This is a genomic window from Halomonas profundus (assembly GCF_020865425.1).
Lineage (GTDB): Bacteria > Pseudomonadota > Gammaproteobacteria > Pseudomonadales > Halomonadaceae > Vreelandella > Vreelandella titanicae.
Map to the genome: position 1 here is coordinate 2,927,056 of NZ_CP086344.1, position 12,870 is coordinate 2,939,925.

The 12,870-nt window shown below is 50.5% G+C and carries 15 protein-coding genes and 1 pseudogene; 3 read left to right on the forward strand and 13 right to left on the reverse strand.

Annotated features, from left to right (window positions below; genetic code table 11):
• Positions 1-77 precede the first annotated feature (77 nt).
• The 5 genes from LMS44_RS13340 to LMS44_RS13360 all read right to left on the reverse strand — a co-directional run bounded on the left by LMS44_RS13340 (position 78) and on the right by LMS44_RS13360 (position 5,028).
• Positions 78-500 carry a tetratricopeptide repeat protein gene (locus LMS44_RS13340; protein ID WP_278371213.1) on the reverse strand — a complete coding sequence of 141 codons (423 nt, stop codon included), beginning with the start codon at positions 498-500 and terminating at the stop codon, positions 78-80.
• A 257-nt stretch (positions 501-757) separates the two neighbouring features.
• On the reverse strand, positions 758-1,192 hold the full coding sequence (locus LMS44_RS13345; RefSeq protein WP_498945355.1) for a GFA family protein: 435 nt from the start codon (positions 1,190-1,192) through the stop codon (positions 758-760).
• A gap of 61 nt (positions 1,193-1,253) precedes the next feature.
• On the reverse strand, positions 1,254-1,679 hold the full coding sequence (locus tag LMS44_RS13350; protein ID WP_035579975.1) for an N-acetyltransferase: 426 nt from the start codon (positions 1,677-1,679) through the stop codon (positions 1,254-1,256).
• Between the two features lie 437 nt (positions 1,680-2,116).
• Positions 2,117-3,199 carry an NAD(P)/FAD-dependent oxidoreductase gene (locus LMS44_RS13355; RefSeq protein WP_476488251.1) on the reverse strand — a complete coding sequence of 361 codons (1,083 nt, stop codon included), beginning with the start codon at positions 3,197-3,199 and terminating at the stop codon, positions 2,117-2,119.
• Positions 3,199-5,028 (reverse strand): LodA/GoxA family CTQ-dependent oxidase, encoded by a 1,830-nt coding sequence (locus tag LMS44_RS13360; protein ID WP_476488252.1) that lies wholly within the window; start codon positions 5,026-5,028, stop codon positions 3,199-3,201. Before LMS44_RS13360 ends, LMS44_RS13355 begins: the two co-directional genes overlap by 1 nt.
• Positions 5,029-5,464: 436 nt before the next feature.
• On the opposite strand from LMS44_RS13360, the pseudogene LMS44_RS13365 reads away from it, so the two are divergent.
• Positions 5,465-5,635, forward strand: a pseudogene (locus LMS44_RS13365) (transposase); the annotation flags it as partial.
• 160 nt (positions 5,636-5,795) lie between these two features.
• On the opposite strand, the gene LMS44_RS13370 reads toward LMS44_RS13365, so the two are convergent.
• Together LMS44_RS13370 and LMS44_RS13375 are read right to left on the reverse strand one after the other, a co-directional pair.
• Complete coding sequence (locus tag LMS44_RS13370) at positions 5,796-6,356, reverse strand: VOC family protein (protein ID WP_476488253.1); 561 nt, start codon at positions 6,354-6,356, stop codon at positions 5,796-5,798.
• Entirely contained in the window at positions 6,334-6,771 is a 438-nt protein-coding gene (locus LMS44_RS13375; protein WP_476488254.1) for a VOC family protein, read from the reverse strand. The genes LMS44_RS13370 and LMS44_RS13375 overlap by 23 nt, the downstream gene beginning before the upstream one ends.
• Before the next feature lie 104 nt (positions 6,772-6,875).
• Here LMS44_RS13375 and soxR point away from each other — a divergent pair, with 104 nt between their 5' ends.
• On the forward strand, positions 6,876-7,358 hold the full coding sequence (soxR, locus tag LMS44_RS13380) for a redox-sensitive transcriptional activator SoxR (protein ID WP_476488255.1): 483 nt from the start codon (positions 6,876-6,878) through the stop codon (positions 7,356-7,358).
• Positions 7,359-7,381: 23 nt separating this feature from the next.
• On the opposite strand, the gene LMS44_RS13385 is transcribed toward soxR, so the two are convergent.
• Together LMS44_RS13385 and LMS44_RS13390 are read right to left on the reverse strand one after the other, a co-directional pair.
• Positions 7,382-7,789 (reverse strand): hypothetical protein, encoded by a 408-nt coding sequence (locus LMS44_RS13385; RefSeq protein ID WP_476489430.1) that lies wholly within the window; start codon positions 7,787-7,789, stop codon positions 7,382-7,384.
• A gap of 107 nt (positions 7,790-7,896) precedes the next feature.
• Entirely contained in the window at positions 7,897-8,034 is a 138-nt protein-coding gene (locus tag LMS44_RS13390; protein WP_476488256.1) for a hypothetical protein, read from the reverse strand.
• 219 nt (positions 8,035-8,253) lie between these two features.
• On the opposite strand from LMS44_RS13390, the gene LMS44_RS13395 reads away from it, so the two are divergent.
• A complete protein-coding gene (locus LMS44_RS13395; RefSeq protein ID WP_476488257.1) occupies positions 8,254-9,438 on the forward strand; it encodes a DEAD/DEAH box helicase in 1,185 nt (394 codons plus the stop codon).
• 67 nt (positions 9,439-9,505) lie between these two features.
• On the opposite strand, the gene rho is transcribed toward LMS44_RS13395, so the two are convergent.
• The 4 genes from rho to LMS44_RS13415 all read right to left on the reverse strand — a co-directional run bounded on the left by rho (position 9,506) and on the right by LMS44_RS13415 (position 12,804).
• The gene (gene rho, locus LMS44_RS13400) at positions 9,506-10,462 is read right to left on the reverse strand and encodes a transcription termination factor Rho (RefSeq protein WP_476488258.1); all 957 of its coding nucleotides are present in this window, start codon (positions 10,460-10,462) and stop codon (positions 9,506-9,508) included.
• Positions 10,463-10,850: 388 nt separating this feature from the next.
• Positions 10,851-11,237 (reverse strand): hypothetical protein, encoded by a 387-nt coding sequence (locus LMS44_RS13405; protein ID WP_476488259.1) that lies wholly within the window; start codon positions 11,235-11,237, stop codon positions 10,851-10,853.
• A gap of 87 nt (positions 11,238-11,324) precedes the next feature.
• Entirely contained in the window at positions 11,325-12,290 is a 966-nt protein-coding gene (locus tag LMS44_RS13410; RefSeq protein WP_498945360.1) for a hypothetical protein, read from the reverse strand.
• A 16-nt stretch (positions 12,291-12,306) separates the two neighbouring features.
• A complete protein-coding gene (locus tag LMS44_RS13415; protein WP_476488261.1) occupies positions 12,307-12,804 on the reverse strand; it encodes a hypothetical protein in 498 nt (165 codons plus the stop codon).
• Between the last annotated feature and the right edge of the window lie 66 nt (positions 12,805-12,870).

Consider the following 12,870-nt stretch of genomic DNA (forward strand, 5'->3'; position numbering starts at 1 on the left):
GTCCCTAGTCTTAGGCAAACCCAGCACAATCAGGCTTTATGTGCATCTACATGATTAAAACCAGCAGCTCAAAGAAACTAACCTGTGGTCAGTTTCCCAAGCAGCTCGTCAATTTCGTCTTTAAGCTCGCCATCTTCAATTTTATTGGCGGTGGCTTGGGCATTTTTAAGATTACTGATAGCCGCGTCGGTTTGGCCCAGTTCGACTTGCAACTTCGCCATGGAGAACGCGATAGATGACATGTGATCCTTCGAGTTAATGGCGACGGCCTTTTCAAAGGCTTTTTCGTAGACTGCCAGCGCCTCATCCAGCTCTTCGGTGAAGTCAGCCAATGTTTCCCACTGCTCTGGATGATCTTTATCGGTGCTCTCATTCTCGGTGCAAATAGCTTCCAGCTCCGCATAGAGCGCATCAAAAGCCTCTCTATCCTCTTTATCGGCAGCCTTCATGAGCTTTTCAGCGAGTTCGTAAACCGCCTTGTATATTTTGGTGTTAATCATGAACGACTACCTTTTCTCTATTTAAAAATAGTAACAAGTAAACAAACCTGCTGAAAATTAACGCATGTAACGAAGCCAACCCACCGTTAACAGTGACATTATACCCTTTGGGGATGGCTCTACGGTCGATCATTTTACGGTTTTTGTGCTGGGGTGTTGGTATTTGAGTGGTCGTCCTAGCTGCTCGCGCCATCAGACCACTCCTTAGAGGCATTGGAGGACATTTCAGCTACCAATGGCAAAGATTCGACCTGCATTCAACGACTTGGCTTCTGCAATGCCTGGTTAAGCGATTCCAAACTATCGGGGCCACCATCCAAACGAACACAGCCATCTGATTCTGAAGCCCAAGAAGCCGACGAAGAAAGGTGAAGATGGATAGATATTTGCGACGCAGTCACATCATTTAGCAAACCAGCGGGAATCCATACCAACCCCGTGTCTCTCAGTTGGTTGGGTACCAGACTGCCGCAGACCGAACAAAAATCATTCCGGTAACCGGTTGGCTTCTGAAAAGTACTGATTTTGGATTGGCCGGAATGCCAACGGAAGCTATCCGTTTTTACAAAAGTGGCCGTATTTGACGCAGATCCTGTCGCTTTGCGACACAGAGAGCAGTGACATTGATAAAAGTTCGGCAGCTCCCCTTCAATTTCGAACTTAATTTCCCCACACAGACATTCACCGTTCACCGAAATATTCCTTAATGCTTTACACCATCGATTACAAACAGCAGCTAATAGCTACACGCTGTTAACAGTAGTGCTCCATGATGAATTCAGGATGGCCAGTTTGTTCGTCAATCTGCTCACTTAATGCAATGAAGCCATGTTTTTGATAAAAACTGATGCTGGAAGCGTTCTGCCTATAGACACTTAGCTGTAAACACGCCCTTCTGCTCTTAGCATCTTCAATCAACGCTGACCCTATACCATTTCCCTGCAGGCTTGGTAGCACAAAAACTGCTGCTAACGTATTGCCATAGAGGCAATAAAACCCTGTAATCTGCTCATCAGCCTCAAATACAAAGGTCTCTGATGCAGGGATGTATATATCCCGCATATCGCTAACTTTTGACTGCCAAAATTCAGAACCAACAAAGGAGTGGGCTTTAATCGAAGCTGAAAGCCAGATATCCAAAATTTGTTCAATATCCGCCTCACGGTATTTACGAATCATCTAAATGTTCCTAACGATGGTCAATGGCGCCAAAGGCGGTACTGAAAAGCTGCCTAGCCCTGGATAAGGTTGCACCTGAACCAGCGCTAGGCAGCTTCATAAATTTAGGCCGGTATGCTTTGTCTTACTTAGGGTCAATCCGTTCCTTACATAGGAGTAATTAGCTCTCATCACTTCCTGAAAGCCTTTTTGCTTCCAAGTCCCACTGAAAGATCCAGGAATTTTAACAGGTTATTCTAAAGATATTTCATGGTGCATCAAAGCTAAATCTATTACGGTTCAGCACCCCGGAAGGTGCTGAACTGCTTGCTTATTAAGTGGCATCTTGATTTAAATTCCGCTCGGCCGGGATATCGCTTAGCGCCAAGTAATGTTCGTCGTCACCAAAAGTGCACCCATTTACGCGATTTACCATACCACTCGCCATGGCCTTCAATTCACTGCCTCCGCTGCCAGAAGGCCTCCTGACTGAACCGCCTTGGCCCCTGGTAGCTGGCCTTGAGATGCCAGAGATAACGCTGGCTGACTGCTTGCATCTCCTGCTGGTAGGCACCGAGTGATTGGTGCAAGCCAGATTCGATGGCCTTGGCCGCGCTGGTTGCCGAGGCCAGGGAATGAAAGAGCCCTTGTGAAGCCAATGGGTCGAAGGCCAGCAGGGCATCGCCGATAGCCAGAAATCCCGGCCCCGCCTTCGGCAACTGCCCTACTTCCAACAGGGAAGTACCCGCCGGTCGGCCGCGTATACGGGCGGGAGCCAGTCCCTCCAGCACCTCTGCCAATAGGGCATGCTCCCTGGCTCGGGCCAGAAAGGCATCGGGGTGACGCAACAACTGACGGCATAGCGGATCATCGACGTCCATATGGTAGGCCAACACCCGTTGCCCTTGAGGCAGGGGTACCGTATACCACCAGCCACGGGCATCCGCCTGAATGCGCATAGTAGCGTCCTGGCTCTCGGCCGCTTGGTCCAGGAAACTGTAGAGGCACAGCAAAGGATCATCAGCATCGCGCCGTAATCCCAATTGACGCCCCAAATACCCACTACGGCCCGTGGCGTCAATCATCACAGGCGCCCTAAACGATCCCAGTGTCGTGTCCAAGTACCACTGGCCCTGACGGTGGCGGATATCCACTTGCTTGCAGCCCTCCCCCAGCGTCACCCCGACATCCTGGGCTCGAAGACGCAGCATCTGCTCAAATTCCCGCCGATCTAGATACCACCCAGGTCCGGCCGGATCCTGGATGGCATCCCGCCAGACCGGCTTATCATCGTCCCACACCGATACTGCAGCGCCCCGCTCCCGGTGTCCCGCGTCCTGAAAAGCCGCCATCAAGTTAAGGCGCTGCAGCAGCACAGCTGCTGCTCCCGGCAGGGACTCACCAATGGGGGGCGTCCTAGCCAGGGAAGCCCGGCGCTCCAGCACCAGCACCCGCTGCTCCGGCCGCAGCAAAGTGCCGAGCGCCAGCCCAGCAGGTCCGGCACCGACAATCACTACGTCGAAGGGGCGATAGTCGGCCATTAGCGGCCGCGTCGTTGTTCGATCAACAGCTTCCGCATGCCTTTGTCTGTGTCGTGCCGCTCCTCAGGCGTCAAGTCACGGCCGCCTCTATCTTCGACCTGCATCTGCGGCGGGAAGTCGGGATCCCCGTTGAGCCCTGGCTGCACCTCTACGATCCCCATCTGATCAAAATCAGTCACCATTCTCGCCAACTGTTTATTGTGGCCAGCGCCCAGGGTGCGATCCCAGTCGGCACGCTGATGGTAGGCAGCCAAGCGCTCTTCTCTCGGCAGCGCGTCGTTCATCACCGTGTCATAGTTCTCCTTGCTCAGTACCTGATTAGGTACCCGAGCAGGCCAGAAGGTGGGTAGATAGGGATCGTATTCGGTGTCGTAGCCAGAGCGGCAACTCGCAGTGTCAGTTTGCCAGGGAATAGCCATCCAACGGGTAATAGAGCCGGGGTATTGGCCGTATAGGGGGCCGTTATAGGACTTCGCCATGGCTGGCGTCAGCGTTGTGCCATAGTCCGGCTCCGGATCTTCGGGGCTGCGGTGGCGCCAGCGGTAGGGTTCCATATACATGGTGCTATGGCGTACCGGCCAGGTCATCTCACACCCCGGATGGAAAGCGTCGGCGATGCAGAACTCCATCGCTGCTCTGTCCAGCATAGCGGGCTGCTGCTCCAACGGAACCTTGTCGATACTCTCAGGTGATTGCCGATGTGGATCGTAGTCCGCTTCAAAATCCCCTTCTGCCCACTTGTCCAGAAGTGCCAGTTGGGTGGTGGTCAGGGTGTTCATAGCGTCGGGCACATTTGGCATGGGAACATTCATGGCATCGCCATAGATCCAGGGCCAAGGCTTCATGGAGATATCGCCGTCCTGGGGATTGCGGAAGCTATTGGCCACGGTGCGCCTAAGTTCGGCGTAGGTTTCACCCGGCTCGGCCAGTTGCGACAGGTAGCGGGGCTCCAGGAAGTACTGGGGCATGCCATAGCCGAAGCCAGCGGCAAAGCCCGCATTCATCCATTGTAGATCGCACATGGCTTTGAGGATGGGCAGTATGTCGTCGGTAAAGGAAGGCCTGGTGGGTGCCGGTAACTGGCCAGCCTGGATAGCCACATCCGTCATCAGCGCGTACATGGTACGCACTGCTTTCTGCTGTGGGCCGTAATTGGGCGGAGCCACCACCACCCAGGCTGGCGTCACGGTAATCGGACGGCCATCCACCAATACTGTGGCCGTCACGGGCCCGTCACTGGTGTCATCATACCAGCCGTCATTATTGGCGAAGGTAGTGGGTGGCTTTTCCTGATAGGAAGCGGAGCGCCCATGGCCACCGAATACCTGCAGGCGACCAACAGTGTCGGTGCGTAACTCCCCCAGTGGCACCTCTATTCCCATGAACGTGCCGCCCTTAAACTGAGCCACGCCGGAACAGGTATTGATGCTACGCGCGCCTGGGGTGATGGACAGATTATGCCGATCCAACGCCACCTCGGCGTTACGACGCGTGGAAGGCGCTGCCGTCTCAGCTTCGGGGATATCCAACGCGAGCTCGAAGTTGTACCAAGCCGCTTTATGGTTAGCTACCTCCACCGTCCAGGTAATCTCGGTGGTAGGATCCATGGTCAGTTCCCGCACTACCCTACCGTTGCCGTCGTAAGCGTAGATGCGGAACTCGGCGACCTCGCGTTTCAAGGCACCAGTGGCGTCCCGATAGGCCCCCGGTTCCCTGGGCAGGGGCTCGGTGACCTGGGGGCCGATGTAAAAACCGTCGCTTTGCTTGGAATTGCCCACCCTGGCGATACCAATGGCCGGGTGAATTTTGGCGTAAGCGATCTCAGACATCTGTCACTCCCTTTTTGTATGGGACGACACCATGAAGCGAAGGTGTTCTGGCGCCGCATAGGCTCATGAATCTCTGAACTGTAACTGAAGAAATAGTAAAGCTGGATCAGCGGTACACTGCTGCTTACCAAGATAGAACAAGACAGCCACTTATTCACTGCAAAAGGTGAAATTTAATTTGGGTCTCATCTATTCAAATTGTGCTGCTACCTTTTACAAGGTAACTGGCCTCCCCCGCTTAAGCGTTTATTAAACACAACCCAACCATTATCCCCTACGATTCCCAAAATCAGCCGGTGTAAACTTATAGCTAATCTCTAAACACAGGAAGGCAGCTATACAGCCTGGATTTATAAGAGCTCCTTGCAAAACCCTTGAAATAGCTCACCTACGTGCCTAGCTTAGCTATTATGGCTAAGAAAAAAGCCCTGATGAACTGTGGGGAATTGTTGAGCCGCTCTTGCCACTGGATTCACCCAAGCATGATGGTGGTGGGCCACGTGTTTCCAACCGTGCCGCCTTGACCGACATCCTGTTTGTTCTTAAGTCAGGCATCCCGTGGGAAGTGTTACCTCAAGAAATGGGATGGGGTTCCGGCGTCACTTGCAACACGATAAGAGCGGCGTACTGATCTCCACCATGCGTTCACTTTGCTGGGCGGGCTGCTTACTGATTGGCTTTAAACAGCTCACTCGATAGTTTTGAAAGATGCTCAACGGAGCGCTCAACAACAAGCACTCGTCAACAGAGGCGGTATTGCTGTGGCCCTAAGTTTCCGATCTTTCAACCGTTAAGCCGATTTCCTGTCCATACGAAATTTCTAAAACATGTCCATCAGGATCATTTATGAATGCCCAATAGCCTACCGGATAGCCGCTATCAGTCGCCTCCCGGGACAATATTCCTTCGCGCCTAGCTTGGTCACATAAATCATCTACTTCACTCTTGCTTTTACAACCAACACCCAGGTGGGCAAAAGGCCCTAATATAGGAACCAGATTACTGCTTTGTACTAACACTAATACAAATGGCCGTGATTTATCTGACAACCAAACGACTCGCTTGTCAATTTCCTTATCTGTTCGCTCATGAATGACAGACATGTGGGCGTAGCGCTGATAAAAATCAATACTCTGATCTAAGTTACTTGCTGATAACGCAATGTGTGTAAAGCCGACATCTATTTTCATTGTCAATCCAAAATTTCTAGTTTTAAAAAAGAGACTTTCTGGCTCGTTATTGCTTACATACCCCTGCTTATCAAGAGCATGCTTGACTACAAACACCGCTAATTGTCTATCTCTCCTACGTTGCTGCTTGCTGAGCATCGCGGTTTAAATTCCGCTCGGCCGGGATATCGCTCAGGTATTCGACAAACTCCACCTCAAAACCGGCCGGATCGACAAAATAGACATTTTTCCGAAACGGCTCAACAGCCCCGGGTTTGGCAATCGCATAACCCGCGTTATTCAATCTGGCCACAACGGCATCAAGGTTATCGGTCACATAGGCAAAATGGGCCAAGCCAACGCTGTGGCCTTTCAGATCGCGATTCGCCCCTTTGCCGTGATCGCTTAACGCCAGGTAATGTTCGTCGTCACCAAAGTGCACCCATTTACGCGGTTTGCCATACCACTCGCCACGGCCTTCATCGCGTACCCGCCAATGCGGGAATACCGCGCGGTAAAAATCCAGCATGGCATCCATATCATCAACGACCAGATTAACGTGTTCCAAGTACATAAGTGTCTCCTTGCATTAAGTGAAATGGCAGGATAAAACCTCAACTTCACTTGAGGTAAAGCTGTTTTTGGAAAAAAATGGCAAAAAAGATCCAGGAGCGCGTGATGGCAGAGGCAATTTGGAGTGTTGGTAAGGTCGCGAAGCGTTGCGGCATTAAAGTCAGTACCTTGCACTTTTACGAGCAGCAAGGCCTGATCCATAGCTGGCGTAATGCAGGCAATCAGCGCCGTTATAAACCGGAAGTGCTAAGGCGAATTTCGGTGATTAAAGCCGCGCAGAAAGTCGGCGTCAGCCTGGAAGAGATCAAGCGAGCTTTTGAATCACTGCCCAATAACCGGACACCGACGGTTGAAGACTGGCAACAGCTTTCAAAAAACTGGCAGCAGATGCTCGATGGCCGGATTGCTTATCTGCAAAAGCTGCGTAATAACCTGGCAGGCTGTATCGGCTGTGGTTGCCTAAGCATGACCAATTGCCCGCTCTATAACCCGGACGACAAGCTGGCGGAATCAGGTAGCGGCCCAGTCCTGTTGGATCAGGCAGAGCAGAAAGCGAGAGCCCAGCAAGAACCAAGCGCTAGCTCATAGCGCTTATGAGCAGCCCTCATGCATTAATCTATACGAATGAACCACTTGGGTTTGATGCGCCCAAAGTCGCGACGGGTGTTTGTTTTCAGGGCTTTCTTGGAATCCAGCACCACGGTTTTCCGCTCGCTTCTAGCAAACACCACCCAATGCCAGAAAGGTCTGCCCTGCTCCATGCGCCATTTGATCGCCAAAAGCGCCTTATCTGGCAGGCTTTCCCAAGTATCGAATGGTGTCTCTGTAGATGCAGCCGTTATACCCAACGCACGTAATAGCTTACGGACATACTCAGTGTCTGACCAAAGTGCTGTGTCCTCGGCATAAATACCCAAGGCGTTGGCTGTATCTTTGGCCTGCGCATAGGTAATGCCCGCAAGAGCAGCGCATGCTGCGATGCCACAGCCGGATATTTCTTCTTGAATGACGGGGTTCATTTGCATATTGATTAACGTTTGCTATAAATGATGCGAGGAACAAGCGTGCAACGACCTAAATGAGTGAATTTAATTGCATTTCTATTTAGCTCACTCACGATCTAATTTTAATCACCCTGAGACTCCACTTTCGCCAACTTCTTCTCTAGCTTAATAACTTTAGAAAATGAAATGATGCCAAAAACAAACCCCAAAATGCCCATCGACATTCCCATAATTCCAAAAATTAATCCTATATCGCCCATATTATCTCTCCGATTTTAAGGCTAATTCTGACCATTATTAGCGTATTATAAAGCATCACTTACAATTCATATAATGAATGCCTTTAATTTCATCACAGAAGTCGCAATTCAGCACTATGAAACGAATTGCACTACTCGAGCAACGAACGGCTGCTTTTACGCTATACTGCATCATTTTTCATTTTCGTAAAACCTTACGACAATCTGCCAGGGCTCCTTATGCCATTTTCAAAACTAGGGTTATCCAATCCTCTTGTTCAAGCGATTACCGAACTAGGTTACAAAACGCCAACGCCCATCCAGGAACAAGCGATTCCTGCCATTCTTTCGGGTAACGACTTAATCGCCACCGCACAAACGGGTACAGGCAAAACCGCTGCCTTTGTTCTGCCTCTGCTAGAACGATTCAGCAACGCGGGAACGTTACGCGGCAAACGCATACGTGCGCTGATCCTCGTGCCGACCCGCGAGCTAGCGGTTCAGGTCGAAGCCAATGTGGCTCAATACGCTAAACACACACACCTAACCTCGATGGCCGTGTATGGCGGTGTGGATACCGAAGCTCAAAAAGAACGCCTGATAAAAGGAGTGGATATTCTGGTCGCCACGCCGGGCAGACTGCTTGATTTGGCACATCAGCGTGCACTGCACTTTGATGAACTTAAAGTCATGGTATTGGACGAAGCGGACAGAATGGTCGACATGGGTTTTGTCGACGATATCCATAAAATCATCGAACGCCTGCCTGAAGACCGTCAGAACCTACTGTTTTCGGCCACAATGACAGACGACGTTCGCGCCCTCGCTTACGATTTTTCAGATAGCAAGATGACCGATCTTGCGGCTGAAATATCCATTTCTCCCAACATCCGCGCCGCCGCTAATGTCCAACAATGGCTAATCACCGTCGATAAAGACACGAAATCCGCCTTGTTGAGCCACTTGATCAACGAACAAAAGTGGGATCAGGCGCTTATTTTTACCGAGAAAAAACACAATGCAGCCAAGCTTGTTGCTCAACTGGAAAAACGCGGCATCACAGCGGATTCCATTCATGGCGATAGAAGCCAAGCGATGCGCGAAAAGATTCTGGCTCAGTTCAAAACCGGCGAATTAAAGTACTTGGTCGCCACGGGGGTTGCCGCGCGAGGTTTGGATATTGGTGAACTGAGCCGTGTGGTGAATTATGATTTACCCTTTAAGCCAGAAGAGTACATCCACCGCATTGGCCGAACCGGCCGCGCGGGCGCCTCAGGTGAAGCCATCTCTTTAGTCGACATGAGTGACTTTAAAAATCTTTGCGCTATTGAAAGACGCTTAAAAAGCATTATTGAGCGCAAAGAGATTGCAGGGTTCCCGGTTCGAAAAGCAGTACCTGAATCAAACTTGAATTACAGAAAATAAAGTAATCGTTAAAACTTACCCAAGAAGCTCACCTTTTAAAAGGGTGGGCTTCTTTATTATCGATATTTCACGAATCCGGTAAAAATGCATCTAACAGTTCGGCATTAGTGGGATATTTATCCAATAACGCAAGCAGCTTCTGCGCGCCTTCTACTGGCTTAAGCGCTGTCAAACCTCTACGTAATGTCCTTACCTTTTCAATATCTTTTGCATCAATCAAAAGCTCCTCTCGGCGGGTACTGCTTTTAGCAATATCGATCGCCGGAAAAATCCGTTGATTGGCCACATCCCGGGATAACACGAGCTCCATATTGCCCGTGCCCTTGAACTCCTCGAAAATCACCTGATCCATGCGGCTTCCCGTATCTACCAGCACGGTGGCCAGAATAGTGAGCGATCCGCCGTTTTCGATCTTTCTCGCGGCGCCAAACAGTTTTCGCGGTATCTCCATCGCGCGAGAATCCAGTCCACCCGACATAGTGCGACCATTGCCTCGCTGCTCGGCATTATGAACGCGCGAGAGTCTGGTAAGAGAATCGATCACAATCATCACATTATGACCCTCGCCCGCTTGCTTACGCGCCGTCTCAAGCAGCTTATCGGCCATACTTACATGGTGTGTGTAGCTCTCGTCTGAAGATGAAGCATGTACTTCTGCCGACACACTGCGCTTAAAATCGGTCACTTCTTCAGGGCGCTCATCAATCAGCAAAGCATATAGCTTTATGTCAGGATGAGCTTCTGCCACGGCCTGACAGATATGTTTTAACATCGTCGTTTTGCCAGAGCCTGGTGGCGCTACAATCAACCCTCGTTGACCCATCCCAATGGGCGTAATCAAATCCATCGCTCGCACAGTACGCTCTTGAGAGCCAGGCTCTAAATAAATGCGTGGGGAAGGATGAATAGCGACGCCATTTAAAAAACGTTTTTCGGGATCATTAGGGAATTGATCTTCCAATTCATCGGCGGGCTTGGCATCTATCTCTTTTTTCGCCTTCAAACCTAGTGTTTTTCTCGTCATAATATTGATGGGTCGCCTTGAATAATTTGAATTTATAGAGTCCTGAATTTATAAAATAGCTACATCATAGACAGCCGAGCAGTCGCATCGTTGCGGTACCTAGCATGGGAAACGGGTAAGTCTAACTTGTGCGCAAAGGGATCGGGTTGGAGCTGATCTTAGTAGTTGGTCTTCATCATGGCGTTCTGATCGTGATTGTAGTGCTTGAAGCGCGGCATGCTGACCGCTCCTCGTCTGTTTGCTCGATCCTACCAAAACTTAGGTGTCAGCGTGGTTTTTCTATAGGCTCAACGACTTGTGCGCCCACGAAGTGGATATAAAGCCGAAATGTAATGGGCATCGGCTAATCTGCACTGGTTAGAAACCTTTTGCACGGACTCTAGCTTTACTACTTGTACACGATCCAGTTCCGATAGGATTCAGGCTTGATCTCCTCAACTTCAACTGGCTCCACGGCAACCCTGGATAACCACTGCTCTGAATCAATCTTTTCAAAGGTTTCGGATCTCACCTTGTGCACATATCCCACCTGATCCCAATCGACATCGGTATCTTTTAGCACAATACGATGAGGACGTTCCGAAGTTTCAACAGAAAAAACCGCCCCGTCGCCGAGACCTCGGTATGAAAGCGCAAAAGGGATTGCCAATTCCCGCTCTGAAACAGCATAAATGCCGTACTCGTTATCCGCCATGCCATATCCAACGCCCTGCGACGGATTCAGCAAATCGAGCTTTTTTCGAGCACCGTGGTAGAGATATTCGGGTTTATTCATAGTTCGACTCGTTTCTAACGTTGACATGAGGGACATTACTCGGTGTGCCGGGGCATGTCCTCTCGATAGAAGGGTTAAGCGTCTCTGCTACAGACGATTAGCGTACGCATTCAGATGCCACAGCTCTCGATTGCCAGTCGCCCGAACCAACGTGTTGTAACGCTTTACGTCTTTCATCAACTCGCTGCGAGCCTGAAACTCAGAACTGGCACCCCACCTTTCAAGCTGCTTCGGCTCACCAATGACTTCTCGAAACGTGTTGCCGATAGTTCGTAAGCGATATTCTTCCAGCCCTTCGTTCCTTATCTTCTGCGAGGTAGGCATCGCGTCTTCTGGCGCAGGAGTGTCAGTGCGTATTTCGAGCAACAAACGTGGCGAGAGAGCGACCATCACGCTCGTTGGTTGCACGAGTACCGGTGAATCACAGAGCGGGAGACAGTGCTCAGCGGATGTGTAGAGGATCCATTTTGACGATACCAATGGATGAACGAGCCGGAAGAGGAAGCGAGGATCGCTCAGCATCCATTTAAGTGTCACCAGGTGCTCAAACTTCTCGCATCCAATCTCTTCGTGCCAGTCAATCATCGCGTTCATCATCGAGTGACTGCGAAGGTTTTGGATCACTACGAACGACGCGAGGTAGGACTTCTCAATCAGGTTGCCGACAGTTTGAGTTGTTGCGACCTTGAGCAAGGTTTGGTACGCGGATGTCGCCTCAATACCTGAAAGGACGCTCTCGAAGTCGATGTAAATCGGGTAGGAAGCCGTCGCACTCTCGGCGGCAAACCGTTCGTACTGATCTGGGTGGTGGCGCTGCACAAAGTCTTCCGCTGCCTGCTTGGTTATCTCGGCGACCCCCAAGTTTTTATCGTAGTGCACACGCTCGGCGGCCACTGGATAAATCTTCAGCGATTTAGCGTTGAGTGTGTGAAGGACCTGCTTGCGCGCCAACTCATTAGAAGCAAGACCTGCTACAGCCTTCTCGTAGTAAGAAACGTTCCAGAGAGCAGTCCAGAAGCAGGGGTTGTAGTGATTGCGCTTCGTAAGCTTCATAGCGTGACCGAGGTGACTAACGCTGCGTTAACCGACTTGTCCGATGCAACAAATTGTTAAATGATTGCTGGACTACTTCTTGGCTACCTTCGTCATACTCCCATATTTCAACGTCTGCGGGTATCAGATGGCCGTATGTTCGGACATAATACTCAGCCAATGTCTCTCCCCGCCTCTCGCTTACGTCTCTGAGTACAAACAGAATCTTTCTATATCCTTGAGGTGCGACCAAGAAGTAATACATTGCTTCGTTCCACACAGTCAGCTTTGCACTTGGAACGTTGTCGTTCGGAGCGGTCCACTTATGGCACTTACATTCGACAATGATCTTTTGATCTTCACAGCCCAGATCGAAAGCATGCAATTTCTTATTTTTGACCACACCGACCGGAAGCTTCAGATCACTGTGAAGATCGATACCTTTTGCTGCAAATACATCCAGAGCAACTGCCTCAAAATCTCTTCCTACGTGTGCGTTTGATATAGACCCAACGCGCTGGTATGGCTTATTCAAGTGCTTATTTTCCATTTAACGAGAAGTTAAGGCACCTGCGCGGCTTTTCGCGCAGGTCGCCTCGAA

Bases quoted from the DNA above. Each gene is read 5' to 3' on its own strand.
- LMS44_RS13340 (WP_278371213.1), bottom strand. From the start codon at position 500: ATGATTAACACCAAAATATACAAGGCGGTTTACGAACTCGCTGAAAAG.
- LMS44_RS13350 (WP_035579975.1), bottom strand. From the start codon at position 1,679: ATGATTCGTAAATACCGTGAGGCGGATATTGAACAAATTTTGGATATC.
- LMS44_RS13355 (WP_476488251.1), bottom strand. From the start codon at position 3,199: ATGGCCGACTATCGCCCCTTCGACGTAGTGATTGTCGGTGCCGGACCT.
- LMS44_RS13360 (WP_476488252.1), bottom strand. From the start codon at position 5,028: ATGTCTGAGATCGCTTACGCCAAAATTCACCCGGCCATTGGTATCGCC.
- LMS44_RS13370 (WP_476488253.1), bottom strand. From the start codon at position 6,356: ATGCTCAGCAAGCAGCAACGTAGGAGAGATAGACAATTAGCGGTGTTT.
- LMS44_RS13375 (WP_476488254.1), bottom strand. From the start codon at position 6,771: ATGTACTTGGAACACGTTAATCTGGTCGTTGATGATATGGATGCCATG.
- soxR (WP_476488255.1), top strand. From the start codon at position 6,876: ATGGCAGAGGCAATTTGGAGTGTTGGTAAGGTCGCGAAGCGTTGCGGC.
- LMS44_RS13385 (WP_476489430.1), bottom strand. From the start codon at position 7,789: ATGAACCCCGTCATTCAAGAAGAAATATCCGGCTGTGGCATCGCAGCA.
- LMS44_RS13390 (WP_476488256.1), bottom strand. From the start codon at position 8,034: ATGGGCGATATAGGATTAATTTTTGGAATTATGGGAATGTCGATGGGC.
- LMS44_RS13395 (WP_476488257.1), top strand. From the start codon at position 8,254: ATGCCATTTTCAAAACTAGGGTTATCCAATCCTCTTGTTCAAGCGATT.
- rho (WP_476488258.1), bottom strand. From the start codon at position 10,462: ATGACGAGAAAAACACTAGGTTTGAAGGCGAAAAAAGAGATAGATGCC.
- LMS44_RS13405 (WP_476488259.1), bottom strand. From the start codon at position 11,237: ATGAATAAACCCGAATATCTCTACCACGGTGCTCGAAAAAAGCTCGAT.
- LMS44_RS13410 (WP_498945360.1), bottom strand. From the start codon at position 12,290: ATGAAGCTTACGAAGCGCAATCACTACAACCCCTGCTTCTGGACTGCT.